Source organism: Parasedimentitalea psychrophila, from assembly GCF_030285785.1.
Classification (GTDB): domain Bacteria; phylum Pseudomonadota; class Alphaproteobacteria; order Rhodobacterales; family Rhodobacteraceae; genus Parasedimentitalea; species Parasedimentitalea psychrophila.
Genome location: NZ_CP127247.1, coordinates 2,369,518 through 2,394,223, shown reverse-complemented (window position 1 = coordinate 2,394,223; position 24,706 = coordinate 2,369,518). Strand labels below are relative to the sequence as shown.

Sequence of the window (24,706 nt, the reverse complement as noted above, 5' to 3'; positions counted from 1 at the left end):
TCAAGCCGCATCAATCAAGCGACCCCGATAATAGGTGATCGTCCGGTCAAGCCCGTCCTTGAGAGACACCTGCGGTTGCCAGTCAAGAATTTCGCGGGCCAGGGAAATATCGGGCAGACGTTGCCGAGGATCGTCCACTGGCAGCGGGCGGAAGGCAATTTTGGATTGTGACCCGACTTTGGTCAAAATCTGCTGCGCCAGTTCCACAACGGGGATTTCATGCGGCATTCCCAGGTTAACCGGCCCAGTCACCTCTGGTCCGGTCCCCATCAGGTCGATCAGCGCGGTCACCATATCCTCGACATAGCAAAAGGACCGCGTTTGAGAGCCGTCACCGAATATACTGATGTCCTCATTTTGCAGGGCCTGAAGCACAAAAGACGAGACCACCCGCCCATCATCAATACTCATCCTCGGCCCATAGGTGTTGAATATACGAGCGATTTTGATCTGCACATTGAGCTGTCGATGATAATCCATGAACAGCGTTTCCGCGCAGCGTTTTCCCTCATCGTAACAGGCTCTGGGCCCAAGCGGGTTCACATGCCCCCAATAGCTTTCCCGTTGCGGATGCTCCTTCGGATCGCCATAAATTTCGCTGGTTGAAGCCTGCAATACTTTGATATCGAGACGCTTGGCCAAATCGAGAATGTTGATTGCCCCCAACACCAGGGTTTTCATGGTGTGGAGCGGATCGCGCTGGTATTTCGCCGGAGATGCTGGGCAAGCCAGATTATAAATCTCGTCCACCTCGACATGCAGCGGGTTTGTCACATCGTGGCACAGATACTCGAAACGGGGATGACCCAGCAGATGCTCAACATTTTGCTTGTTGCCGGTCAGCAAATTATCGACACATAGCACCTCATGACCCGCCTCGATCAGACGATCAATGAGATGTGACCCAATAAACCCACAGCCGCCTGTCACCAGAATCCTTCTGTTTCGAACTGCCGGTTGGGGCGCGCTGCTCTTCGCCGCTGCTGCAGTGTTCGAAAGTTGCAATGTTTGCGCGCCAAAATCATTGTTATCTGCTGCCTGCGGCATAGAGTGACACCTGTGGTAAACTATTTGAAGGAAACGAAAATTTCCGTTCCGGCAGCTAAATCACAAGTAAAAATGGAAGTCGAAGCCAAAGTGTCAGTTTAAAGCTGAGTTACTCAGCGTTTTTTCGCAGGATTCCAACACACTAATCGGTGGCGATACCGCCGCTTCCCTGGCCTGCCCACCGCCCCCTGGCCAGCGGGACGGGGTAATTTCGCAGGTTGGTGCCGTATCCGACTGCGACCACATCTCCTGACCCATCAGCACCCTATGATCCGCAATCAACTGGATCACCCATCAGGCCTGCGCGCCCATCTGCGCCGCAGCGATAGCAAACGCAGCGGCGACCCAATCTGTGGGAGTTTCTGATGTCGCGGTCGCCAAGGTGCTTCGTAAAATTGCGCCGGGCGCCACACCACATGGCATGCGGACAAGTTTCAGGACATAGCTGCAGGATCCTGATGCAGTCATGGGCTGATTTCGTGGCAGGCGCGGTGTCTAAAGTTGTTCCTTCGAGAGCGCTTTGATAGGGAGCAACCGCCTACTCTATCGGCTCTGCTTTGACCTTTGTTATAGCGCGGCGCAGCCTTCCGGACGCATCGCCGAAGTTTACCGGACAGATATAGCGCCCAATGCTGCTGGCCGAAGACTTGTTAGAATGGGCGGGAACCGGTCATTCTCTGCGCGTAGCACCGATATTTCAGATTCGGAAAATTCCGCCGTTTAGAAATCAATCATAGGGTGCCGCGACGGCTCCAAGAGCCAGCCGGGGGGCTGATTACCACTACAGTCGCGTTAGCTAGCTTTACGCGGGCAAAGCCCAAGCCATCAGCGTCACGTCAACGCATAGCGCTCAAGTTTGCAATTAGCATAGCGCGTTTTTTGTCCATTTGCTCTTGAATCTTGTGGGCTAGATCGGCCTCAGGGCCACAGCAGACAACTGCAGTTTCTTTCATCTCGCGGTGTGTGCGACTGGACGCGTCGAGCATCGCTCGCTGAACGATTTCAAAAATCGCCTCCCGTTCAGTGGCCGGAAGATCGGCGGAAAGCGCAACTTCAAGCTCTTGCTTCACTCGTTTTGAAAGTTTCTCGAGATTCATCTGGTGTCCCTCATTTCATGCTTGTTTTATAACCCGAATGCAGGCTCCGTAGGTCAGTATTACACGTTCATACCTTGCACACCGATTTTCTCCAAGCACCATGGGCTGAGGGCCTTGGTTCTGGATCCATAAACAGCCAATGAATGCAACGCCCCCTTTCTTGCTGCCATTCGCTGCAGTAGTCACAAATGGCATCTGAGGGGTGTTCGGCCGCAAAGCGGTATTCCTGCAGCGCCTCGAAGGCGATTCTCAGTTTGCCGGCTGTTTTAGCGACAGTGTCACCATAGGCCGCGGTTGAAGTGGTCAGGGCAAAAATACCCACTCTGGCGGCGGTCAGGCCAACACCCATGCGACGCCCCATGCGGCCAATATTCGAGGTCATTCTGCCGAAAGTTTCACCAACGCGGGTCACCCGCATTCCTGTAATTTCTGCCTCTGACCACCCGGTGAAACGCGCCAGGGACAGAACCCCGGCAGGTGCCACATCAGGCGTCAGCCACTCATAAAAGCCAGCGCGGCCGGAAAAGGCGGTGTAAAGTCGAAGTAGAAGCAGACCTGCCCGTTCTGGATGCTGGCGGCGGCGTTGAGGTCCGGGTTCGCCCAGCACTTGCCACCCAGCAAGGCGCCCTGCGCGACCAGCCCGGCAATAAAGCCACAGCCAACATCGCCTCGCTGCGCCGCGATGTTTATCAACACCATGGTGCCGAACCAGAACTTATTCAGAGAACTTTGCCATGTATGTCGTTCTGTACGTTGACAAATATTGCGGCACTTCACCAATTGCAAAAACAATCTCTTAATGTAATATCATACAAAATTGCTTAGCGACCTCCATCCGAGCTCGATACTTCGATACTCCTAAGTGAACCGAAACGATTTAACTTGAAGTATTTATACAATGAATTTCTCTGGCATTTCGCCACCGCGTTGGGCCTGCATAAGCCTTTATGGAGTGCCAGTGATATCCGCATTAGTAGTCGCCCCTATTTTGACGGTCACAGCAGCTTTGCCGTTTTTCAGCGCCGGGTCTCTAAGTAAATGACAAAACACTATTCGCAGGCAGCGGCTGCCTTGAAAATCATGCTATTGGCGTTCCTGGGTTTGATGTCGCTTCCAGCCCCACTGATGGCTGAGAACCGGCATGCTCTGGTGATTGGCAACTCCGCCTATCAAAATATTACTGTGCTGGACAATACCATTGCCGATGCTGAAGCTTATGCCGAAACCTTTGCTGAACTGGGCTATCAGGTAACGAGCCTTAAGGACCTTGATCGCAACGGCATGGAATTTGCCCTGGCTGATTTCCTCGAGCAGATTCAGCCAGGGGACACCGCAGTTTTTGTGTACTCAGGCCACGGTTGGTCTGACGGTAAAACCAATTTCCTGCTGCCAACCGATGTTACATTACAAAGCACAGAAGGGCGCATGCGCTCAATGTCGATCCCGCTGCAAAATGGGGTGAACGGGATCGTTGACCAGATCCGCCAGGCTGGGGCTGCGGTGCAGGTGGCGATCATTGACGCCTGCCGCAATAATATTTTTGGCAAAAGCGGCACCAGGAGCGCCGGCATGACCCGTGGCTTGTCAATAGAGGTGGCACCGCAGGGCGCATTCCTGATCTTCTCAGCCGGTGCTGGCGAACAGGCACTGGATGGCCTGAGAACCGATGACAGCAGCCAAACCCTATCAGTATTCACCCGGTATTTCCTGCCCCGCCTAAAGGCTGGCATGTACCTGGAAGACGCGATCAACGACACACAATTGGAGACGGCCAGGGCTGCGCTAGGCGATCGCAACCACAAGCAGAACCCGGCCTATTACGACCAGATCAATGGCAAATTCTGCCTGTCCGGATCTTGCATCGGTAATGTTAGCCTCGCCCCACCAACCAGCTGCTCCGACGTCCGTGCGGTTTGGGCCGATGTAAAGGACGCCCAGGATGCCAGTGTTCTAGCGGCATTTAAAAAGAGGTATGCCGCATGTGACATCTACGCAAACCTGGCCCAGTCCCGGATTGACCTGCTGGCACCGCCGCAACCAATTAGCGCACCGCCGCTAGAGGATCTTCAAACCCGCATGTCACGCAGCGCCGCCGTGCGCCAGTGCGATAGGCTTGGATTATTCCCCGGCCATCCGGATATTGCTGCGGGTCTGGCGTTTGGGACAGGACCGGATTGGGCTGATTTGAACGGTGCCGCGGCGGAAAGTGCATGTGGCGCGGCGCTGAAGGAATACCCGGATCACCCACGACTGTCTGCATCATTAGGCCGAGCCTATGATAAACAAGAACAATACGAGGCAGCACATGCAGCCTATTTGATAGCCGCGAACCAGGGCGATCTCGCCAGTTACAACAATCTAGGTATTTTATACGAAGATGGCGAAGGCGTTTCCCAAGACTATGCGTTGGCAATGCAATGGTATCGCAAAGCCGCAGAACAGGGGTATGCATACGCGCAGAACCGGCTTGGCTACATGTACCAAAATGGACTTGGCGTTCCGGAAAGCGACAGAGAAGCAGCTACCTGGTTTCGCAAAGCCGCAGAACAAGGGCATGCAGAAGCTCAGTACGGTCTTGGCCAGATGTACCAAAAGGGACGTGGCGTTCCGGAAAGCGACAGAGAAGCAGCTACCTGGTATCGCAAAGCCGCAGAACAAGGGCATACAATGGCTCAGAACAGTCTTGGCTACATGTACTTCATGGGACTTGGCGTTCCGCAAAGCTACATGGAAGCAGCTGCCTGGTATCGCAAAGCCGCAGAACAAGGGATTGCAGACGCTCAGTACAATCTTGGCCAGATGTACCGATTGGGACGTGGCGTACCGCAAAGCGACAGAGAAGCAGCTACCTGGTATCGCAAAGCCGCAGAACAAGGGGATGCAGAAGCTCAGTACATTCTGGGCGAATTGTACGACAATGGACGTGGCGTTCCGCAAAGCGACATAGAAGCAGTTGCTTGGTATCGCAAAGCCGCAGAACAGGGGCATGTAGTTGCTCAGAACAATCTTGGCTACATGTACCGAAAGGGACGTGGCGTTCCGCAAAGCGACAGAGAAGCAGTTGCTTGGTATCGCAAAGCCGCAGAACAAGGGCATGCAGACGCTCAGACCAATCTTGGCTACATGTACTTCATGGGACTTGGCGTTCCGCAAAGCGACATAGAAGCAGTTGCTTGGTTTCGCAAAGCCGCAGAACAAGAGAATGCAATCGGTCAGAGCAATCTTGGCGAAATGTACCGAGACGGACGTGGGGTTCCGCAAAGCGACATAGAAGCCGTTGCTTGGTTTCGCAAAGCCGCAGAACAAGGGAATGCAACCGCTCAGAGCAATCTTGACAACATGTAGGGCGAGGGACGTGGCGTTCCGCAAAGCGACAGAGAAGCAGTTGCTTGGTATCGCAAAGCCGCAGAACAAGGGCATGCAATCGGTCAGTACAACCTTGCCTTTACATACCAACATAGTGACGTTTTCGCCGATATTGACAGGCTTGAGATCGCCCGATTGTACCTAGCGGCCAAAGCGGGTGGCAACCAATCCGCATCCAGGAATTTGGAAAATTTCTACGAAAATTCGGGTAATGCACGTAAATTGCAATCACACCTCAAGCAGCTTGGATACCTGGATGGCCCCATCGATGGGAATTTTGGCCCAGCATCACAGGCTGCGCTCCAATCATTTTTTGCCGACGCAACCAAGGTGCGCTGATCCCGGCACCAGCAAATAACCCCATGTCACGCCCACGGATCATCCCGTTTGCGGTGCGTTATGTCATCGACAAGAACGGCGACCGCTTCGATCCTTTCCCAGCGCTGGGGCTGGAATTGCACCCCCATGAACTTCAACCGCTTGGCCCCGGGCGAGTCTGCCTTCCAGAGCTTGGCGTTCTTACGGGGTGGAATAACAGCATGGGCATTCCGAGCTGCCAATCTCTTGGTCTGGCGGGATTTGATCGAGCAGATCGGGCAACATAGGGGCATCCGCTGCCCGGCAGGCGCATCCGCAGGATGCTGCCGAGAGGGGCCGATGCTTTCCATCTCTCATGATATTCTCTACCGAGCAGAGAAGCGTGGCGAAATCGAAATTTACAAGGCAAGCACGCGCTCGCTCGTCAAGATTTCAGAAATTGAATCATGGATCGAAAAGCGCATTTCTAGCGCCCAAACAATGTGGGGCCAGTTGTGGGGCCGAAAACTAAAGTTGTTCATTGAGTTGAACAAAAACAAGACCTTAAGTCTTGGTGTTGGTGCGGTCGAGACGCCTTGCCAGCGCAACCATCACACCTGTAACGCTTTGTTTTCCAACGACATTAACAAGAAGCGCCGCCCCTCTGTGTCCCATTGCGGGTCCGTTCTGTGTCCCATAAAGGGGGGGCAGAAGGCAAGTATCTTCGCGTCAGCCCAGACAAATTTGAAGGCATGCCTATAAATTTGCTCATCCGCCCTTTGCCAAAGCAGTAATCGGTCCATAGTGCAGCATTTGTTGAAGCTTGACTGTTTTTATTGGGAAGATCTTTCTTGGGAACTGCAACTTTTACGATACCAAGCGATGGACTCGAACGGCTTTACAAGCGATGAAGCACAGATGCAGGGTCAAGCTAAACATTTGCAAGAAAAGGCCATTCATCCTTCTAGGATGTGACAGGTAGCAAAAAAACTTGAACAATCACCGGTGGATTAGCGAAAAAGACTATGAGCTCGGTTTCCCACATTTACTAGCGAGATGCTGATGTCAGACGAAGAAGATTTTTTTCAAGCGATTTCTGATTTTATCAAAGGCAAAGGCGGTCTGCCTGATGCCCACTCTGCGATCGTTTCTTTGGATGAAGACTTTGACCCGGAGAATTTCGTTCCACCCAAGCAGAGCCATTACTTCAAAGATTACGGTGCAGAATACCCAGTCGTCCGGAGAGCACTTACGAAATGTCGTTTTCATGATTGCATTGCGACCCTTGGCGGCATGACGACTTTGCCTGAGCTGCAATCCAATGAGTTCCGCTTGGATGTTCTCATCCATCTGACATTTATGTATGCAAAAGGGAAGAATAGACCCAAACTGGACCTGTCACGGTATTGTTCCGCCCCTTTGAGAGCATATTCTGCCCCAAAGGAGATACACCATGGCACCACGACCATCCGAAGAATTCAAACGCGACGCAGTGCGGATCGCACTGACCAGCGGGCTGACCCGCCGACAGGTGTCCTCCGATCTTGGGGTTGGTATGTCCACCCTGTGCAAGTGGATCAGAACCTATCGTGACGCGGACGTTGTTTCGAAAGAGGATCAGGAACTGGCCAATGAGAACGAGCGCCTTCGCCGGGAAAACCGCCTTCTACGTGAGGAGAGGGAGCTGCTAAAAAAAGCAACAATCTTCTTTGCGGACCAAAGCAAATGAGGTTTTCATTTGTTGAAAAGCACCGCAATAGCATTCCCACAGAGCGACTTTGCCGGATTGTGGATGTCACCCCACGTGGCTACCGAGCCTGGCGCAAACGCCCTGCCTGCCAGCGTCAACGTGGGGATATGGTTCTGTTGGCCCACATCCGGGAGCAGCACCGCCTGAGTTTGCAGAGCTACGGCCGACCGAGAATGGTCGAAGAACTGAAAGAGCTTGGTCTGGATATTGGTCACCGCCGTGTCGGCCGATTGATGCGCCAGAACGGCATATCTGTTGTCAGAACCCGTAAGTACAAGGCCACAACGGACAGCAATCACAAGTTCAACATCACGCCAAACCTGCTGAACCGGAACTTCTCAGCAGATCGACCCAATCAAAAATGGGTTGTTGATATCAGCTACATCTGGACCCGCGAGGGCTGGCTCTATCTGGCCGTGGTTCTGGACCTGTACTCCAGGCGCGTGGTCGGTTGGGCTGTCAGCAACCGGATGAAGCGCGATCTGGCCATACGGGCGCTGAACATGGCCATAACCCTGCGCAGGCCGCCCAAAGGATGCATCCATCATTCTGATAGGGGCAGCCAATATTGCTCGCAGGATTACCAGAAAATCCTGCGCCGGTATGGCTTCAAGGTATCCATGAGCGGCAAGGGTAATTGCTATGATAACGCCGCAATGGAAACCTTCTTCAAAACCATCAAAGCGGAATTGATCTGGCGGCACTCTTGGCAAACCCGCAGGGCTGCTGAGATCGCCATCTTCGAGTACATTAATGGGTTCTATAATCCCCGCCGGAGACACTCGGCATTAGGCTGGAAAAGTCCCTTGGCTTTTGAAAAGATCGCCGCCTAAATGAGCACAAGGGGCGGAACGAAAGCGGGACAGGTCCAAGGTCCACTAATGCGATCTTGTTAAGAGGCCCTAAGGAACCCTCCATGCGCCTGCAGATACGTTCTAAACGATTCTTTTGATTTCTTCCGCTCGCACCGTCCATGCGCTCGACACGATACATCTCCTTGGCATCAAGCATTGTTACCGGAGGTTCTTTCGCCTCAGGTTCAACAACAGCCCTATAAAGGAAAGGGTCAGCACCTCGGCGCTCAAGCTCATCAGCTACCACTTGGCGAGCTTCGTCCTCATTCCGGGCACCAGAGACATCCGCCACGAGTCCTTCGGCCTCCTTCACGGCTTCACGCCAATGTTCAAGGGGGGAAAGTTGCCCCTGTCCTGCTGCAGCGCGTTGGGCCTTGGAGACGATTTTCTCATATTCGGCGAGAAGCTTCGCGTGCTCAGTGAAGAGATCAGCTCCATCTCGTGCCGTCATGGCCACCTGAAAAACCGCCTCTCCCAGAGTCTGAACTAGCGACTGAGGATACCGGCGACGGAAACGCATACGGCCCCCAGACAATTCATCAACGTATTTGAGCTTCATAACAACAACCATGCTTAATGTCCCCAAAGTGTCCCAACTTGTGTATCAGGAGGCGGGCTAACGTCATGTTATTGTTGAAAAACAGCCCCTTCAAGGGGCTAGTTTGGTGCGGTCGAGAAGACTCGAACTTCCACGGGTGTTACCCCACAGCGACCTCAACGCTGCGCGTCTACCATTCCGCCACGACCGCACTGTCAGGCTTGGTAGGGCGCCGTATAGACGAGCCGCGCGGTGATGTGAAGTCAAAAACCACCCGCTTTTGCAGTTTCTGCACAGATCCCTGACGCCGCCAAATTCAACCGCCATCTCAGCTTGCCGACAAGACCTCAAAACCGGGTGGACAGCACACAATTGAAGCCGGGAAGAGCTCTGGTCGCGTGTGGGTCTGGTCCTGAGCCTTCGAAAGACTCTCAAATCCTTTATCGGCTGGCAGCGCACCACCCTGCCCCATCTCCCTGCCCCATCTCCCTACCCCACCATCTCAAAAAAGACTGGCAACCATCGCCCGAATGCCCCTATCACGAGGAACAAGCAAAAATGCGGGCAGAACATGGTTGAATGGATTACCAGTGATGGGCTGACGGGCTATGAAGCCGCGGTCGACTTTATGGAGGCCCGGGTTGCCGCCATCGCGGCCGGCGAGGCCCGTGAATGCATCTGGCTGGTTGAACATCCGCCGCTGTATACGGCCGGCACCTCGGCCAAGCCTGCGGATTTAACCGACCCGGATCGTTTTCCCGTCCACGCCAGCAAACGCGGCGGTCAGTATACCTATCATGGACCGGGGCAACGGGTGGTCTATGTGATGCTTGACGTTGGCAAGCGCGGCCATGACGTCCGGCGTTTTGTGCAACAGCTTGAGCACTGGGTGATCCTTGCGCTGAGCCAGTTCAACGTGACCGGGCACATCCGCGAAGGCCGGGTTGGTGTTTGGGTGGAGCGGCACGACAAGCCTCTGACGCCCGCTGGCGCCAAACCCGAGGACAAGATTGCCGCCATCGGTATCCGGTTGCGGAAATGGATCAGTTTCCACGGCATTTCGATCAACCTGGACCCTGACCTGAGCCATTTCGACGGCATTGTGCCCTGTGGCATTACCGAGCACGGGGTGACCAGCCTGATTGATCTGGGCCTGCCGGTGTGCATGGATGACCTCGACCTCGCCCTGCGTCACAGCTTTGAACAGGTCTTCGAGACGCGCTGACCAAAGCAGGCAAGCCCGGACCTAAGTCCCGGCCAGCTCTTCAAGCGCGGCAAGCACCAGTTCCGGGCGCGAGTATAGCAGCATCGAGCCACCGTCCCGGCAAAGCCGCACCTGCACATTTTTGCGCCCGCCCATAGCCTGCTGCAGCCGTTCAACCGACGTCACCTGATCATCGTCGCCATGCAGATAGACAACCGGCGCTGAATGCCCGTCAATGTGACGGCACCAGTCGCTCACAACCCAATGGGCATCTGCTATCAAACCAGCTCCGCCCTGGTGCAGAGTCAGATCGTGACTGGCCTGCAAAAGCGCCGCCAACTGGGGATCACTGTGGCAATCCGCCCGTTTGGCGGCAGGCCGCGATTTCTGTCTCAACAGGGTCATCGGCCCATTCCGGCGAACGGATCGCGCCCAGAGCTTGACCGCCAACGGCATCAGTCCCGGGCCATAAGCCGCAGCCGACACAATCATCCTAGAATACCCTGGCAGCGCCGATAATTCTCTCATTTTCCGCACCGGGGTTACCCCCGAGACGATGACAGCCCCGGCCACCCTGTCACGCAGGCGGCGGGCGGCGATATGGGTAAATGCAGCCCCCCCCCGATGCCCCAACAGGATAGGCCGTCGCAGGTTCTCGCGCTCGATCAGGGATTCCAGCTGATCAATGAACACATCAATTCCGCATTCAACCGGCGGCACCGGGCCAGATTGACCGTATCCACATCGCAGCGGTGCATAGACCCGGAACCCACCGGTTCTAAACTGAGACTGAAGCCGCTGCACCCCGGCGATCCCATCCACCAGCCCATGCAGGAAAATGACCGGCTGCCCGGTTTCCGCGCCCAGTTTGAAAAACTGCATGTTGTTGTCAGAAATTTCAATCTCGCCCTCGGCGGGGGCGACCTCGCCCCTGGCGATCCTCACGTCCGAGGAGACTTCGGCGATCAAAAAACAGAACAGCCGAAACATTTCAGCAAGGCCTGGTGCCCCGGACTTGGCCACGATGGTCTGCAATTGCGCATTGAGACTGGCAATTCCGCCAGGGGTCGGGCTGGCCATATCACTCAGAGCTTTACCACCCAGAAGCCCCGCCAGCAGCTGAATTTCCTGCCGGTGCAGAGCAAAGGTCGCCGACAGCATTTCCTCCGCGCGGCTGGACCAGCAAAAATCAAGAGCTTCAATCATCAAACCATAGGTGGCCTGCAAGCCGACGCCGCACTGCACGGTCCGGCACATCAATTTGCGCGACAAATCCGCGGTCGGCAAGATTTCCGGGACCATCTCCCGGTTTTGCTGCTGCCTGAGTTGGGTCAGACTTTGCGCGATCCGGGCCTGCGCCGGGCCATTTAGACCAAGACCCGCCAGCCCGCTAGCGTCCAGCCCGCCATCCTCCGGGCCGCAATTTTCGCTGCCACGCCAGGTGGCTCGCGCCGCCCGACTGGCCCGGCACAGGTTGCCAGAGGCAGTTAACAATACCCAATAATTGTCACTACCCTCAAAAAATTGAACAGGCTCTGGTCGGCCAGACCTGACCCAGAGCTGCTCCAGGATTTCGGCCGCGCGCACAAAATGCGGCTTCAAATCCGGATCGGTTAGACTCGGCGACAGCTGAGACGCTGCCGCAAAAAAAGAAGAAGATCCAACCAGTTCATTGACTGAAGGCCGGGTGAAACGATCACATAACTCAGCTCGAATCACCGTTTCATAGATGGCAGCGATCGTCTGTTCCTGAGACAAAGCCCATATCTGCCGCGCAATGGTCACATCGTTCCCCAATATAGATAAAATCGGCCTCACTGTATAAACCAAACGCGCGCCAAACTTTTCTACGGCAACAACATCTTACAAAAACAACATCGACCAAAACCATAACCGCTCGCAGCCAGTAATCAAACATTTATTGCCATTCGGCAAATTACTCTTCCATTACTTACAGGCTTTCCTAACGTCACCCAAAAAAGGGGAATTGGTATTTAAATTGCACATCCTCTCCACGGACTTACTCAGCCACAGAGGGTGCCCTCACATGCATCACACGTCACCTTGGACCGCCGACAACGCGGCTCGGATTTTTTCTGCGTTTTGCTGGATTTCGACCTGGTCACCCAGCTGTCCCGGCGCCCCAAGGCGGCTGCCCTGGTGACGGGCGAGCAGGTGAAAATGCAGATGGAAAACCTCCTGGCCGCCGGCGGCCTCATTGAACTGCTGCAGGGTAATCCCATCCGCGTCAAAGGCCACCATCAGCGCCCGCGACAGGAGCTGAACCGTCTTCATCACCGCGGCGATCTGCTCGGCGGTCGCATCCAGCATGTTGCGGCAGGGGGTTTTGGGAATGACCAGCACATGGCCTTCGGCGCGCGGCATGATATCCATAAAGGCCAGGGTGTCGTCATCCTCATAGACCCGTGTTGCAGGAATCTCATCGCGCAAAATCTTGCCAAAAATATTGTCCGGATCATACATCTGGTCGTTCCTTACATGGCTGGGGCCCGAGGGCGGCCCCGTTCGGCATTTCAGTATCACACTCTGCCGCCATGCAAACGGCTTCAAGGCGGCGACAGGCGCTAAAAGTGCTTTTCCGGCATACCATTGGCGTCTCAAAGTGCTTTTTCAAGCGACCCTTAGGGGGGGCGCGTCAATTTTTCTTGATCCAGATCAAACTCCACCATTGAAGGCGCCGCTCTGCCACTCTAAAAACCCTATGAATCAAGGTGCCCGGAGTCCGCTCACGGGGCCATTAGCCATACAACAGGAGGCACCAAATGGCAGACGCAGCCATTCATGGTAACGATCATGCTGACGAGCGGGGATTTTTCACCCGCTGGTTCATGAGTACGAACCATAAAGATATCGGCATTCTCTACCTGGTCGTTTCGGCGCTTGTCGGTCTGATCTCTGTCGCGTTCACCGTCTACATGCGGCTTGAACTGATGGAACCCGGCGTTCAGTACATGTGTCTTGAAGGCGCACGTATGTTCGCCGACTCGACCCTGGAATGCACCCCGAACGGGCACCTCTGGAACGTGTTGATCACCTATCACGGCGTTCTGATGATGTTCTTTGTGGTCATTCCCGCCCTGTTTGGTGGTTTTGGCAACTATTTCATGCCGCTGCAAATCGGCGCGCCTGACATGGCCTTTCCACGGCTGAACAACCTCAGCTTCTGGCTTTATGTGGCCGGGACATCGCTGGGTGTGGCCTCGCTGCTCAGCCCTGGCGGCAACGACCAGCTCGGCTCGGGCGTTGGTTGGGTTCTGTACCCACCGCTGTCCACCAACGAAGGCGGATTTTCTCTCGATCTGGCGATCTTCGCCGTGCACGTCTCGGGGGCCTCGTCGATCCTGGGCGCGATCAACATGATCACCACCTTCCTGAACATGCGTGCCCCCGGCATGACCCTGTTCAAGGTGCCACTGTTCAGCTGGTCGATCTTCATCACCGCCTGGTTGATCCTGCTGTCGCTGCCAGTGCTGGCCGGTGCCATCACCATGCTGCTGATGGATCGCAATTTCGGCTTCACCTTCTTTGATGCCGCCGGTGGCGGTGATCCGATCCTGTATCAGCACATCCTGTGGTTCTTTGGTCACCCCGAAGTCTACATCGTGATCCTGCCTGGCTTTGGTATCATCAGCCACGTCATCGCGACCTTCTCTCGCAAGCCGGTGTTTGGCTACCTGCCAATGGTTTGGGCGTTGATCGCAATTGGTGTTCTGGGCTTCGTGGTTTGGGCGCACCATATGTACACTGTCGGTATGTCGCTGAACCAACAGGCCTATTTCATGCTGGCCACCATGGTCATCGCGGTGCCAACCGGCGTCAAGGTGTTCAGTTGGATCGCCACCATGTGGGGCGGCTCGATCGAGTTCAAAGCGCCTATGATGTTCGCCTTTGGCTTCCTGTTCCTGTTCACCGTTGGTGGTGTGACCGGTGTGGTTCTGTCGCAGGCTGCAGTGGATCGTGCTTATCATGATACGTATTATGTCGTAGCGCACTTTCACTATGTGATGTCCCTAGGTGCAGTGTTCGCCATCTTTGCCGGGGTTTACTACTACTTCGGCAAGATGACCGGTCGTCAGTACTCCGAGAAATTCGCGCATCTGCACTTCTGGATGTTCTTCGTCGGCGCCAACGTGACCTTCTTCCCACAGCATTTCCTGGGTCGTCAGGGCATGCCGCGTCGTTACATCGACTATCCTGAGGCCTTTGCCTACTGGAACTATGTATCGTCGTTGGGTGCGTTCCTGTCGTTTGCCTCGTTCCTGCTGTTCTTTGGTATCGTGATCTACGCTCTGCTGCGTGGCGCCCGGATTACCCAGAACAACTACTGGAACGAATACGCCGACACCCTGGAGTGGACCCTGTCGTCGCCTCCACCAGAGCACACCTTTGAAATCCTGCCAAAGCAGGAAGACTGGGACAAAGCTCCGGCGCACTAAAGCGCGGTCGCAGAAAACCAATAGGCCCCGGAGCAGCAGCTTCGGGGCCTTTTTTTTGCCTGCCTGCCTGCCTGCCTGCCTGCCGTGCCGGGTGAGATCAGATCACTCTGGCACCCCTGCCGCCCGCAGGGCGCGGGTCCAGCCACGTCCGCGCAAGGTGATGGCCGCCGGGTGCTCGCTGAGGTAGCGGCTTAGGGTGAAATCCGGTGACACCAGCAGCAGGTCCTGCACCACCTGTCGGGCTTCCTCGCCGCGCCCCGATAGCTCCAGCGCAATTGCCTTGGTTCGCAATGTGGAAGGATAGGCCCGGTTTGCCATCAGCGACCGGTCGGCCAGCGCCAGCGCCCGTGCAAAGTGACCGGCGGACAGCTGTGCGGTTGCCGATACAGAATCGAAGAAATAGCGCTGCGGCCCCAGTGGTGCCAGCCGCCGGGCCGCATCGGTGAATTCCACCGCTTCATCCGGCGCATTCTGAAACGCCCGCATGGCGCCCATCAGCAGCAGCGCCAGGGCTTCGTTCGGGTTGTCCTTTAGCGCCAGATCGTAAGAGGTTTGGGCCAGATCAAAGCGGAACAGAAGATGGCTCGAGATCATCCCTTTCAATGTATGTGCCAGCGAAAATGACGGATCGACATTCAATGCGCTGGCGGCCAGATGGGTTGCCAGCTGAGTGTCCATCTGGCGGTCGTGCGACAGGCCCTTTTGCACCCGCATCACATGCCAGAACCCCATCCAGGTCAGCGCCAACGGATGACCGGGTTCCCGTTGCAGCAGCACCCCCAGCAAATCCTGGGCGGCGTTGAACTGATCCGGCCGCATATCCTGAATCAGCGAAATCGCCGCCATCAGCAACGTATGACTATCCAGGTTTGCCAGCGGTTTGAACTTCACCTGGCGACTAGCTTCGCCAACCGCCGTTTGACTAATCTGCTGCGACACATCCTGCAGGGCATCGCAGTCTCCGACCATCAGCTCTGCCAACGAACCGCTGTATTCACGCGACCACAGGACACGCTCGCGGCGGGCATCCTGCAAATCCACTTTGAGACGGAATTCCTGCCCCGTCACATAGACCAGTCCCGAAACCAGATAGGTGATGCCAGCAATCGAGGCGACCTCGGTCGGGCGAACCGACAGCGGATCAAACTGACGCGAAGCAAGGTAAGAGGTCACCGAAAACGCCTGGCTCCGGGACAGATGCCGCACCAGTTCTTCCGACAACATGGAGCCCAGTGGCGTGGTGCCATGGCTGGGGGCGCGGTAGACAAAGGGCAGCACGGCAATGCGGGGCAGCAGATCGTCCAGCACCGCCCGTCGATAGTCTCGGCCGCCACCAATTTGCGCCCGCCGACGCGGCATGTCAAAGCTGTTGCCCTGCCGCTCCTGCATCAGCCATTCGCGAAACAGCACCTCATGTGGGAGCTCAAAGCCCTCCATGAATTCACCGTTCTCTTGGCCGCCCAGTATTTCGACCCGGTCCAGATCCAACACCACACGTTCCCGGTTGGCAGTCAGCAATTGCGAGGCCTCGCGGCCTAAATGGCGCCGCAGGGTGCTGAGCGCCGTCCGCAGGCTGGCTTTTGCCTGCTCAGGTTGAGCTAGGTTCCACAAGGTGTTTTCCAAAAAAGCCCGGGTTCGAATGCCCCCGTCGGCTTTTGACAACAGGGCCATCAGGGCCTGGTGTTTGGCGCCTAGAGGTATATTCCCCCCACTGGCGACATAGACGCCAAAGGCGCCAAAATGGCTAACTTTCAGTAGCGTAGTCATTAAAACACTCCCCAAACAACGGGATACAAAGAAAAAGTAGGTAAAAAGATGTATTATTTATTAGTAAATAAGAAACTCATAAAAAAATCAATACGTATAACGCACACAAAGCGGCTCCCCATTCTCCTTTGACGTGTGTTGTCGTCAAATTTCAACGCCTTAGCTTATATGGTCACGTTGGAAAAAAAACATGTGGATTTTATGTGCGACACAACCATAGGGATGCCTTGCCATTCATTCTATAGTAGGTTTCAGGCAATGCGCGAGCAAAGGTCGGGCCGCCAGACCCGATCTTTGCAATGGACCGCAACAGGCCGCTATTGGCGGCTCAACTCTCTCCAGCCGCCATTCTCAACAACCGAAATCACGATGTCATCGGCACCGCGGTGATCGTCTGCCGCATAGGTAATCTGAGTGTCGGTGAGCGCATCAAAATAGCTCAGGCTTTCCATGCCACCAAGAAAGGCATCATGGGTCAGATCCGGGCCCGCCGCATCAAGGGCCCGGACCAATGTGTCGGCGGCGGTATAGCCAAGCATGGCAAAGCCACTGGCTGGCTTGCCAAATTCAGCGGCGTAGTCGGCGATGAACTTAGCCGCCACCGCGTCGTCGGCGCGGGCCGCCAGATCCACCCAGCCCGCCGAGGCATAAAGCCCTTCGGTCACACCTCCCGGCACCGCAGCAACCACCCCCAGAAACCCTGCCGAACTGTTTAGGAACTTGACATCGCTCCAGCCCAGCTTCTTTGCGGTCCCGGCCACGGTAATGCCCTGACGCACGCCCAATGCCAGCGTGACAACATCACAGCCCGCCGCCTTGAGCTTGGTCAGTGAGCCAACAAAATCCAGCTCGTCCGGTTTATGGGTTGTCTCAGCCGCAAAGCTCAACCCCAGGGTGGCGCTGATGTCCTTGGTGCTGTCGGAGATCTCCTTGCCAAAATCCGACGGGATATACATCGAGCAGATCTCTTTTGCATCAAACTCGGCGGCCAGATACCGGACCCCGGCCTGCACCTGATCCCAATAGCTTGAGAATCCGGTGAATTTATTGCTGATGGGTTCTTGCAGCATCTGCACCGAGGCCGAAAGCGGGCTGATATTGGGGATCCCCTTTGGGTCCAGCAGTTTAAAGCCGGCGGTATTCATCGGGGTGCCCAGCGACAGCAGCATGGCAAAGACCTTGTCGCGGTTCAGCAGTTTGTTATAGCCCTGCATCGCACGGGGGATCTGATAGCCGTTGTCTTCGACCACAAAGCGGATCTGGCGGCCATGCACGCCGCCTGCGGCGTTGACCTGGGCAAACCGCAGATTGGCGCCATTGACGGCCGGCACGCCGACGGCAGCAAAAACCCCGCTCAGATCGTTGACCGAGCCGATCACCACCTCGGTGTCACTGACCCCCTGGGTCTGGGCCTGGGCCGCCAGGCCGCCGCCAACAGCCAATGCTGCTGCGGCCAATATGGATGTCATTTTAGTCATTCAAAACCCTCCCGGTGATATCGTCGTCATGCGAATGATCCGCATCTCAATACATCTGGTCTATCAATGCCTTATGCTTTTTCACCATCAGGTCGCGCTTTAGCTTCATGGTGGCGGTCAACTCGTCGTCCTCGGCTGTCAGCAGCAGGTTTATCAGGCGGAATTGCTTGATCTGCTCGACCCGGGCACATGCGCTGTTCACCACCGCCACCTCAGCCCCGATCAGGTCCACCACCTGTGCAGCCGCGCAGAGCGAGGCAAAGTCGCTAAACGGTATCTTATGATCCTGGGCGAATTTTTCCACATTTTCCTGATCAATCATAATCAGGCATGTCAGGTATTTGCGCCGATCGCCAATCACCACCGCGTCCGAGATATAGGGGCTGAACTTCAGCCTGCTCTCGATTTCCACCGGAGTGATATTCTTGCCGCCTGCGGTGATGATGATGTCCTTGATCCGGCCGGTGATGGTCAGATAACCGTCGTCGTCCAGCTGCCCGACATCGCCGGTGCGCAGCCAGCCATCGCGGGTTATGGTCTCGGCGGTTTTGTCAGGGTTGCGCCAGTAGCCCTGAAAATTATTCAGCCCATGGGTCTGGATTTCGCCGTCGTCTGCGATCCGCACTGTGACACCGGGCACCGGCAGGCCAACGGTGCCAACCCGGTTAGCCTCGACTAAATTGGCCGCGGTGAGGCCGGCGTTTTCGGTCATGCCGTAGCCCTCCAGCAGTCGCAGCCCAATCGACCAGTACCATTTCAGCAATTCCGGCGAGATCGGCGCCGCACCCGTGCCGCCCCGCCGCATTCGGTCCATCCCCAGCATCCGCCGCAGATTGCGCAGCACCGCGACATCCCACAGCGCGTAACGCAGCGCCACCAGGGCGGGAACCGGTCGCTGCTGCATCAGGTAATCGCTGCGCGCCGCCCCCGCACCTAATGCCCGCGCAAAGGCCCAGCGCCCCAGCGGCGTGGCCTCTTGGGCCATCACCAGCACCTTGGAATAGATCTTCTCCCAAACCCGCGGCACCGCAAAGAACGTCGATGGGGACACCTCGCGCATATTGTCGAACACGGTTTCCGGGCTTTCGGAAAAATTCACCGTGCTGCGCGCCGCCAGTGGCAGATAGACCGACACATTGCGTTCCAGAACATGGCACAGCGGCAAAAAGCACAGCTGTTCGTCGTCGGCCGTCGTTGCCAGAGCCCGGGCACCGGATTCCATCGTGCCCAGAATATTTTCATGGCTCAGCATCGCGCCCTTGGGCTGGCCTGTGGTGCCCGAGGTATAGATCAACAGCGCGGTGTCACCCGGTTTGGATTTCAGGATCTCATCTTCAAAACTCTGCGGATTTTCCGCCTCATATTTGCGACCGGCCTCATAGAGCTCATCCAGGAACATGCAGCGCGCATGCTGCAGATCGTGCAGCCCGTCCCGCTCAAGGATCACCACGGTTTCCAAGGTCGGCACCTGATGCTGAATTTCCAGATACTTGTCCAGTTGCTCGTCATCTTCGACAATCAGGAACCGGCTGCCGCTGTTGTTCAGCAGATAGGCCAGTTGCGCGGCGGAATCAGTGGTATAGACCCCCGAGGCAATGCCGCCGACGCCCTGTATCCCCATATCCGCATAGAGCCATTCCTTGCGGTCCTCGCTGAGGATAGACACCACTTCGCCGCGCTGCAAGCCCAGCGCCCGCAGCCCCAGCCCCAGCCATTTTGCATGCGCCCAATAGGCGGCCCAGGAATAGGCCTTCCAGATGCCCATATCCTTTTCCCGGTGCGCCACCCTTGTGCCCAGTTCGGCGCAGCGCGCGGCAAACAGTTTGACGATGGTGTCACAGCCATCCACCCGCACCGGCCGCAGACCCGGCGTGGCGTTGTAAGAGACACCATTCAAGGTGACCTGCGGATGCTCAACCGTTTGCATGTTCATCGCCCTTGCCCTCCCTATCGCCAGGTCTTCTTGCGTTTCCAGCGCCGCTCGCCCCGTTGGCCCGCCTGTTGCTGGCCCAGATAGAACGCCTTGATGTCCTCGCTTTCCATCAACCGGTCAGCACTGCCGTCCATCACAATGCGGCCGATCTCCATCACATAGCCAACATCCGCCAACTCCAGTGCAATGCGGGCGTTCTGCTCCACCAGCATCATCGTCACCTGTTCGTCCGCGTTCAGCCGCCGCAGGATGGCAAAGATCTCTTGCACCAATAGCGGCGACAGCCCCAGTGACGGCTCGTCCAGCAACATGATCACGGGCCGCAGCATCAGCCCGCGGCCAATCGCCAGCATCTGCTGCTGCCCCCCCGACAGGGTGCCCGCCTCCTGGCCGCGCCGCGCCGCCAACATGGGGAAATACTCAAACACCATCTCGCGGTCGCGCTGTATCCCGGCCCGGTCATGGCGGGTATAGGCCCCCAGCGTCAGGTTCTCGTCCACCGTCAGCAGCGGAAACACCTCGCGGCCCTCGGGCACATGCACGATGCCCTGTTGCACAATCTTATGGGGTTCTTGCCCCTGAATTTCACTGCCCTTGAACAGCACCTGGCCCTTTTCCGGCTCCATAATGCCCGAAATGGTCTTTAACAGGGTCGATTTCCCGGCCCCATTGGCGCCCAGCACGGTGACGATCTGGCCCGTTTCAACCTTCAGCGACACGCCGCGGATCGCCATGATCGGCCCGTAAAAGCTCTCCAGGTTCCGGATCTCCAGCAGCGCCTGTCCCATCACACTGCCCCCGCGCCCAGGTAAGCCTCGATCACCGCCGGATCGGCCTGCACCTGCGCCGGAGTGCCCTCGGCCAGCTTAGCCCCATCGGCCAGCGCCAGCACCCGGTCACAGACAGAGGACACCAGCCCCATGTCATGTTCCACCATCAGCACGGTAATGCCCATCTGCTTGCGGATGTCGTCAATCCACCAGCGCATGTCCTGGGTTTCCTCGACCGACAGCCCCGAGGCCGGTTCATCCAGCAGCAACATTCGCGGTCCTGACGCCAGCGCACGCCCCAGTTCCACCACCTTGCGTATGCCATAAGGTAGCCCGGCAATCATTTTGTCGCGGTAGGGCTGCAGGTCGAGAAAATCGATCACCTCTTCCACCGCCTCACGGTGGGCGATCTCTTCACGCCGCACTCGGGAGGTGAAAAATAGCTCCTCAACCAGGGAGGTCTTGCGGTGCCGGTGCCGCCCTACCAGCAGGTTCTGCAACACGGTGGCATGCTCAAACAGCTCAATATTCTGAAAGGTTCGGGCGATGCCTAGGTCCGCCACCTGATCCGCCTTGCGCTGCAGCAGATCCTGACCGTCAAAGGTGAAGCTGCCGGAATGCGGCTGGTAGAACCGCGAGATCAGGTTGAAGACAGTGGATTTACCGGCGCCGTTTGGGCCGACGATGGCATAGACCTCGCCCTCGTTGACCGAGAAGCTGAGATCGTTCACCGCCACCACGCCGCCAAATTTCAGCGTCGCATCTTTGATCTGCAGCAGGCTCATCGCAGGCGCTCCGTTTTCAGATAAGATTTCTGGCGGCGGAACATGTCTTTGCGCGCGAACGGGAACAGCTCAAACCAGATGCGGATTTTCAGCCAGCGGCCATAGAGACCCATCGGCTCAAACAGGATGAACAGGATCAGGATCATCCCGAACACCCCGGTCTCCAGCCCCGGAATGGCAACCCCGCCGCCCAGCACCGCGCCCCTCAGGATCGACAGCACCTGCGGCAGAAACGCCACCACCACCGCGCCAAAGAAGGCGCCGTGGATCGACCCCAGCCCACCAATCACGATCATCATCAGCAGGGTGATCGAAATCACCAGCGAAAACGTCTCGTTGTTGAAGGCGCCGGCGTAATAGCCCATCAAAGCCCCGGCCCAGCCGGTGATCATGCAGGACAGCCCAAAGGCCTTGCATTTGGTGCGCAGGATATGCACCCCCATCGCGGTCGCGGAAACCTCGCTGTCGCGCACCGCCGCAAAGGCCCGGCCCAGCGGAGAGCGCAGCAGGTTGCGGTAGAACAGGGTGCAGATGACCGTCACCGCCAGCACCAGATAGTAGAACCGCACCGGCATCGTCCAGCGCTCAACCTGCAGCCCGAATATAGTGATCATTTCGGGGAATTTGCCAGACACGCCACCGGTCCAGGGATCCAGCAGCACGATGATATCATCGGCCAGCACCGACAGCGCAATGGTGGCAATCGCCAGATAGATCCCATGCAGCCGCAGCGCCGGGATGGCGATGATTGCACCGACAATGCCGGTAATCACCCCGGCCAGCGGAAAGGCCAGGATAAACGGCAGCCCCATCTCGATCAGGATGGTGTTGCTGTAACAGCCGATCGCCAGAAAGGCCGCATGGCCCAAACTGACCTGGCCGGTCTGGCCGGTCAGCAACATCAGCCCCAGGCCGGCAATGGCCCAGATCAGCACATTGGTGACCTCACCTATATAGAACTCGTCCAGCAGCAGCGGCAGTGCAAACGCCAGCGCCAGCAGCGCGCCGTAGACCAGCAGCACCCAGCGATCCGGGAACAGGCGGATGTCATCGTTGTAAGAGGTTTTGAACAGGATGCGCATGGGATCAGACCTTCTTGATCCGCACCTGGGCGAACAGCCCGTGTGGCCGCACCACCAGGACAATCAGCAACAGGGCATAGGGTGCGATCTGTGAATACCCCGCCGCGAAATAGCGCGAGGCAAAGGGTTCGATCACCCCGACGATCAGCCCGCCAACCAGCGCACCGGGCAGAGAGCCAAAGCCGCCGATCACCGCCGCCGCAAAGGCCTTGATGCCCAACAGCCCCACATTAGGGTCTATGGCGCCCTTGGAGGCGAACAGAATGCCCGCCACCGCCGCAGTGGCACCGGACAAACCCCAGACCAGCCCCTGCACCCGTTTCACCGGGATGCCCATGTAATAGGCCGCCATCTGGTTCTGACTGGCCGCCTGCATGGCCAGACCCAGCTTAGTGCGCTGAAAGAACTGGTACAGCAACAGCGTCATCAGCACCGTCACCACAATCACCGCCACATCAGCCAGACCCAGCACCACTCCGCCCAGCCGGAGGTCTCCAATCGCCAGCGGGCTTGCCAGTGTCTGTGGTTCATGGCCCCAGATCACCCCGGCGACAAAACGGATTACAAAGCCCAGCGCGATGGTCAGGATCACCACTGCGGTCTGGCTCTGGCCAAACAGATGTCGCAGCACGAAGAAATGCAGCAGATAGCCCAGCACTGCCATGATCATGATCGCCAGCGGCGCCGCCAGCCAGAACGGCAGATGCATGTATTCGGCATTGGTCAGGCCCAGGGTGATAAAGGCCCCCAGCATCATGAAATCACCCTGGGCGAAATTCACCGCCTCGGTTGCCTTGTAGATCAGCACAAATCCAAGCGCGATCAACCCGTAAACACAACCATTTGCCAGGCCGCTCACCAGCAGTTGCAAAACGTCCAAATTGTCCCCCCCGCCCCAAAGAGCGCTGTGTTGTCCGGACGTTGCCGGACGGGTCGCGCCCTATTGGTTTTGGGTCGGGTCTGCCCTGCAAGCACCAACCCAAGGGGCGTCAAAATCAGAGTAGCGAGTCATTTTTTTACCTGTCAACAAAAACGGCTAAACAAAAATACGGTAAAAACGTCGTTGTGCCGCACAAGCATCGGTTGAATCCCCCAATGCGCAAAGCACTATTTCCCCAGCCATCAAGCAAGATCCTTTGCTCTGGCAATGCAAGCTGCGGCCAGCAGATCAGCCGATGCAGGGCCCTGTTGATCCTGATTTCAATCGGGACGAATGGCAGCAGCATTGCAAAAACAGTGATTGCACAGCCTGTGGAACCTCATGCTACAACGGTTTAACGTTTCGATATCCGCCGTCATGGCGGACACGACATTGTGGTTACTGACATCTAGGATCAACTCATGAGTACCCCCTGTATCATCTGCGTCGCCATCACCGGTTCGGTCCCGCGCAAGGAAAACAATCCTGCAGTGCCGGTGACCATTTCCGAACAGATCGAAAGCACCCATGCATCGTTTGAGGCCGGTGCCTCGATCGCCCATTGTCATGTGCGCAATGACGACGAGACCCCGACCTCGGATCCAGAGAAATTTGGCCGCCTGATGGAAGGTCTGCACAAGCATTGTCCCGGCATGATCGTGCAGCTGTCCACCGGCGGCAGATCCGGCGCCGGTAAGGACCGCGGTGGCATGTTGCCGCTGCGCCCCGACATGGCGTCGCTGTCGGTGGGGTCGAACAATTTCCCCACCCGGGTCTATGAAAACGCGCCGGATCTGGTGGATTGGCTGGCCTCGGAGATGCGCACATATGAGGTCAAACCCGAGATCGAGGCTTTTGATCTGTCGCATATCCATCAGGCGGTGAAGATGAGCCGCGACGGGCGCATTGCCGGCCCGCTGTATGTGCAGTTTGTGATGGGGGTGAAAAACGCCATGCCAGTGGACAAGGATGTGTTTGATTACTACGTCAAAACCATGCAGCGACTGGCGCCCGAGGCCCAGTGGTGCGGCGCCGGTGTTGGCGCCGGACAGATCCTGGTCAATGAATGGGCGATTGCCGCCGGCGGTCACACCCGCACCGGGCTGGAAGACAATATGCGTCTGAACCGCGACACGCTGGCACCCTCCAATGCGGCGCTGGTCACCCGGGCGGCTGAGCTATGTGAGAAATATGAGCGCCCGGTCGCCAGCTGGAGCCAGGCGCGCCAGATTCTAGGGCTGCGCCCTGACTGATCCGAACCGCCGCCAGTGATGCATTGGTGGCGACGGTTGGATTGAGTATTTTTAGCAAAAAGAAGCCTGGGCCCACATGGGTTTTAGGGTTGGGCTTCGGGGCTGGGCT

The 24,706-nt window shown here is 56.9% G+C and carries 21 protein-coding genes, 1 tRNA gene and 1 pseudogene; 6 read left to right on the top strand and 17 right to left on the bottom strand.

All coding sequences use genetic code 11. The features are described from left to right. The 4 genes from QPJ95_RS11615 to QPJ95_RS11600 form a co-directional block, all read right to left on the bottom strand. Complete coding sequence (locus QPJ95_RS11615; protein WP_270920456.1) at nucleotides 1-930, bottom strand: UDP-glucuronic acid decarboxylase family protein; 930 nt, start codon at nucleotides 928-930, stop codon at nucleotides 1-3. A gap of 953 nt (nucleotides 931-1,883) precedes the next feature. Beyond that, nucleotides 1,884-2,144 (bottom strand): hypothetical protein, encoded by a 261-nt coding sequence (locus tag QPJ95_RS11610; RefSeq protein ID WP_270920455.1) that lies wholly within the window; start codon nucleotides 2,142-2,144, stop codon nucleotides 1,884-1,886. 67 nt (nucleotides 2,145-2,211) lie between these two features. After that, nucleotides 2,212-2,556, bottom strand: a complete 345-nt coding sequence (locus QPJ95_RS11605) for a hypothetical protein (protein WP_270920454.1) — start codon at nucleotides 2,554-2,556, stop codon at nucleotides 2,212-2,214. A gap of 80 nt (nucleotides 2,557-2,636) precedes the next feature. Further along, the gene (locus QPJ95_RS11600; RefSeq protein WP_270920453.1) at nucleotides 2,637-2,930 is read right to left on the bottom strand and encodes a hypothetical protein; all 294 of its coding nucleotides are present in this window, start codon (nucleotides 2,928-2,930) and stop codon (nucleotides 2,637-2,639) included. A 252-nt stretch (nucleotides 2,931-3,182) separates the two neighbouring features. Here QPJ95_RS11600 and QPJ95_RS11595 point away from each other — a divergent pair, with 252 nt between their 5' ends. Continuing rightward, nucleotides 3,183-5,489 carry a caspase family protein gene (locus QPJ95_RS11595; protein ID WP_286018273.1) on the top strand — a complete coding sequence of 769 codons (2,307 nt, stop codon included), beginning with the start codon at nucleotides 3,183-3,185 and terminating at the stop codon, nucleotides 5,487-5,489. A gap of 156 nt (nucleotides 5,490-5,645) precedes the next feature. Then, the gene (locus QPJ95_RS24190; RefSeq protein ID WP_390923743.1) at nucleotides 5,646-5,849 is read left to right on the top strand and encodes a peptidoglycan-binding domain-containing protein; all 204 of its coding nucleotides are present in this window, start codon (nucleotides 5,646-5,648) and stop codon (nucleotides 5,847-5,849) included. Nucleotides 5,850-5,992: 143 nt separating this feature from the next. Here the strand turns inward: QPJ95_RS24190 and QPJ95_RS11590 are convergent. Both QPJ95_RS11590 and QPJ95_RS11585 read right to left on the bottom strand, forming a co-directional pair. Continuing rightward, nucleotides 5,993-6,122 (bottom strand): annotated as a pseudogene (locus tag QPJ95_RS11590) (IS5/IS1182 family transposase); the annotation flags it as partial. Between the two features lie 750 nt (nucleotides 6,123-6,872). After that, entirely contained in the window at nucleotides 6,873-7,157 is a 285-nt protein-coding gene (locus tag QPJ95_RS11585; protein ID WP_286018272.1) for a hypothetical protein, read from the bottom strand. A 103-nt stretch (nucleotides 7,158-7,260) separates the two neighbouring features. Here QPJ95_RS11585 and QPJ95_RS11580 point away from each other — a divergent pair. Beyond that, a protein-coding gene (locus QPJ95_RS11580) for an IS3 family transposase (RefSeq protein ID WP_390922490.1) occupies nucleotides 7,261-8,390 on the top strand; the annotation gives its coding sequence in 2 pieces (ribosomal slippage) (nucleotides 7,261-7,504 and nucleotides 7,504-8,390; 1,131 coding nt in all). Here the strand turns inward: QPJ95_RS11580 and QPJ95_RS11575 are convergent. Next, nucleotides 8,308-8,982: a hypothetical protein gene (locus tag QPJ95_RS11575; protein WP_286018271.1), complete on the bottom strand. Its 675-nt coding sequence runs from the start codon at nucleotides 8,980-8,982 to the stop codon at nucleotides 8,308-8,310. The two genes, QPJ95_RS11580 and QPJ95_RS11575, sit on opposite strands and share 83 nt — an antisense overlap. A 92-nt stretch (nucleotides 8,983-9,074) precedes the next feature. Next, a tRNA-Leu gene (locus tag QPJ95_RS11570) sits at nucleotides 9,075-9,160 on the bottom strand. Nucleotides 9,161-9,520: 360 nt separating this feature from the next. Here QPJ95_RS11570 and lipB point away from each other — a divergent pair. Then, the gene (gene lipB / locus QPJ95_RS11565; protein ID WP_286018270.1) at nucleotides 9,521-10,174 is read left to right on the top strand and encodes a lipoyl(octanoyl) transferase LipB; all 654 of its coding nucleotides are present in this window, start codon (nucleotides 9,521-9,523) and stop codon (nucleotides 10,172-10,174) included. Between the two features lie 21 nt (nucleotides 10,175-10,195). Here the strand turns inward: lipB and QPJ95_RS11560 are convergent, their stop codons facing one another. Next, a complete protein-coding gene (locus QPJ95_RS11560) occupies nucleotides 10,196-11,647 on the bottom strand; it encodes an alpha/beta fold hydrolase (RefSeq protein WP_286018269.1) in 1,452 nt (483 codons plus the stop codon). 558 nt (nucleotides 11,648-12,205) lie between these two features. Beyond that, entirely contained in the window at nucleotides 12,206-12,637 is a 432-nt protein-coding gene (locus QPJ95_RS11555) for an HIT family protein (RefSeq protein WP_270919488.1), read from the bottom strand. A gap of 299 nt (nucleotides 12,638-12,936) precedes the next feature. Between QPJ95_RS11555 and ctaD the strand changes: the two genes are divergently transcribed. Then, nucleotides 12,937-14,610 carry a cytochrome c oxidase subunit I gene (ctaD, locus tag QPJ95_RS11550; protein ID WP_270919487.1) on the top strand — a complete coding sequence of 558 codons (1,674 nt, stop codon included), beginning with the start codon at nucleotides 12,937-12,939 and terminating at the stop codon, nucleotides 14,608-14,610. Nucleotides 14,611-14,712: 102 nt separating this feature from the next. Here ctaD and QPJ95_RS11545 read toward each other — a convergent pair whose 3' ends face one another. From QPJ95_RS11545 to QPJ95_RS11515, 7 genes are all read right to left on the bottom strand, one after another. Next, nucleotides 14,713-16,377 (bottom strand): transcriptional regulator, encoded by a 1,665-nt coding sequence (locus QPJ95_RS11545; RefSeq protein ID WP_270919486.1) that lies wholly within the window; start codon nucleotides 16,375-16,377, stop codon nucleotides 14,713-14,715. A gap of 317 nt (nucleotides 16,378-16,694) precedes the next feature. Beyond that, nucleotides 16,695-17,855: an ABC transporter substrate-binding protein gene (locus QPJ95_RS11540; RefSeq protein WP_270919485.1), complete on the bottom strand. Its 1,161-nt coding sequence runs from the start codon at nucleotides 17,853-17,855 to the stop codon at nucleotides 16,695-16,697. Between the two features lie 46 nt (nucleotides 17,856-17,901). Next, entirely contained in the window at nucleotides 17,902-19,788 is a 1,887-nt protein-coding gene (locus tag QPJ95_RS11535) for an AMP-dependent synthetase/ligase (RefSeq protein ID WP_270919484.1), read from the bottom strand. A gap of 14 nt (nucleotides 19,789-19,802) precedes the next feature. Next, nucleotides 19,803-20,576 (bottom strand): ABC transporter ATP-binding protein, encoded by a 774-nt coding sequence (locus QPJ95_RS11530; protein ID WP_270919483.1) that lies wholly within the window; start codon nucleotides 20,574-20,576, stop codon nucleotides 19,803-19,805. Beyond that, complete coding sequence (locus tag QPJ95_RS11525) at nucleotides 20,576-21,343, bottom strand: ABC transporter ATP-binding protein (protein WP_270919482.1); 768 nt, start codon at nucleotides 21,341-21,343, stop codon at nucleotides 20,576-20,578. Before QPJ95_RS11525 ends, QPJ95_RS11530 begins: the two co-directional genes overlap by 1 nt. After that, nucleotides 21,340-22,425, bottom strand: a complete 1,086-nt coding sequence (locus tag QPJ95_RS11520; RefSeq protein ID WP_270919481.1) for a branched-chain amino acid ABC transporter permease — start codon at nucleotides 22,423-22,425, stop codon at nucleotides 21,340-21,342. Before QPJ95_RS11520 ends, QPJ95_RS11525 begins: the two co-directional genes overlap by 4 nt. Before the next feature lie 4 nt (nucleotides 22,426-22,429). Continuing rightward, nucleotides 22,430-23,305 carry a branched-chain amino acid ABC transporter permease gene (locus tag QPJ95_RS11515; protein ID WP_270919480.1) on the bottom strand — a complete coding sequence of 292 codons (876 nt, stop codon included), beginning with the start codon at nucleotides 23,303-23,305 and terminating at the stop codon, nucleotides 22,430-22,432. Nucleotides 23,306-23,766: 461 nt separating this feature from the next. Here QPJ95_RS11515 and QPJ95_RS11510 point away from each other — a divergent pair, with 461 nt between their 5' ends. Next, nucleotides 23,767-24,597 carry a BKACE family enzyme gene (locus tag QPJ95_RS11510; RefSeq protein ID WP_270919479.1) on the top strand — a complete coding sequence of 277 codons (831 nt, stop codon included), beginning with the start codon at nucleotides 23,767-23,769 and terminating at the stop codon, nucleotides 24,595-24,597. Nucleotides 24,598-24,706: the final 109 nt, after the last annotated feature.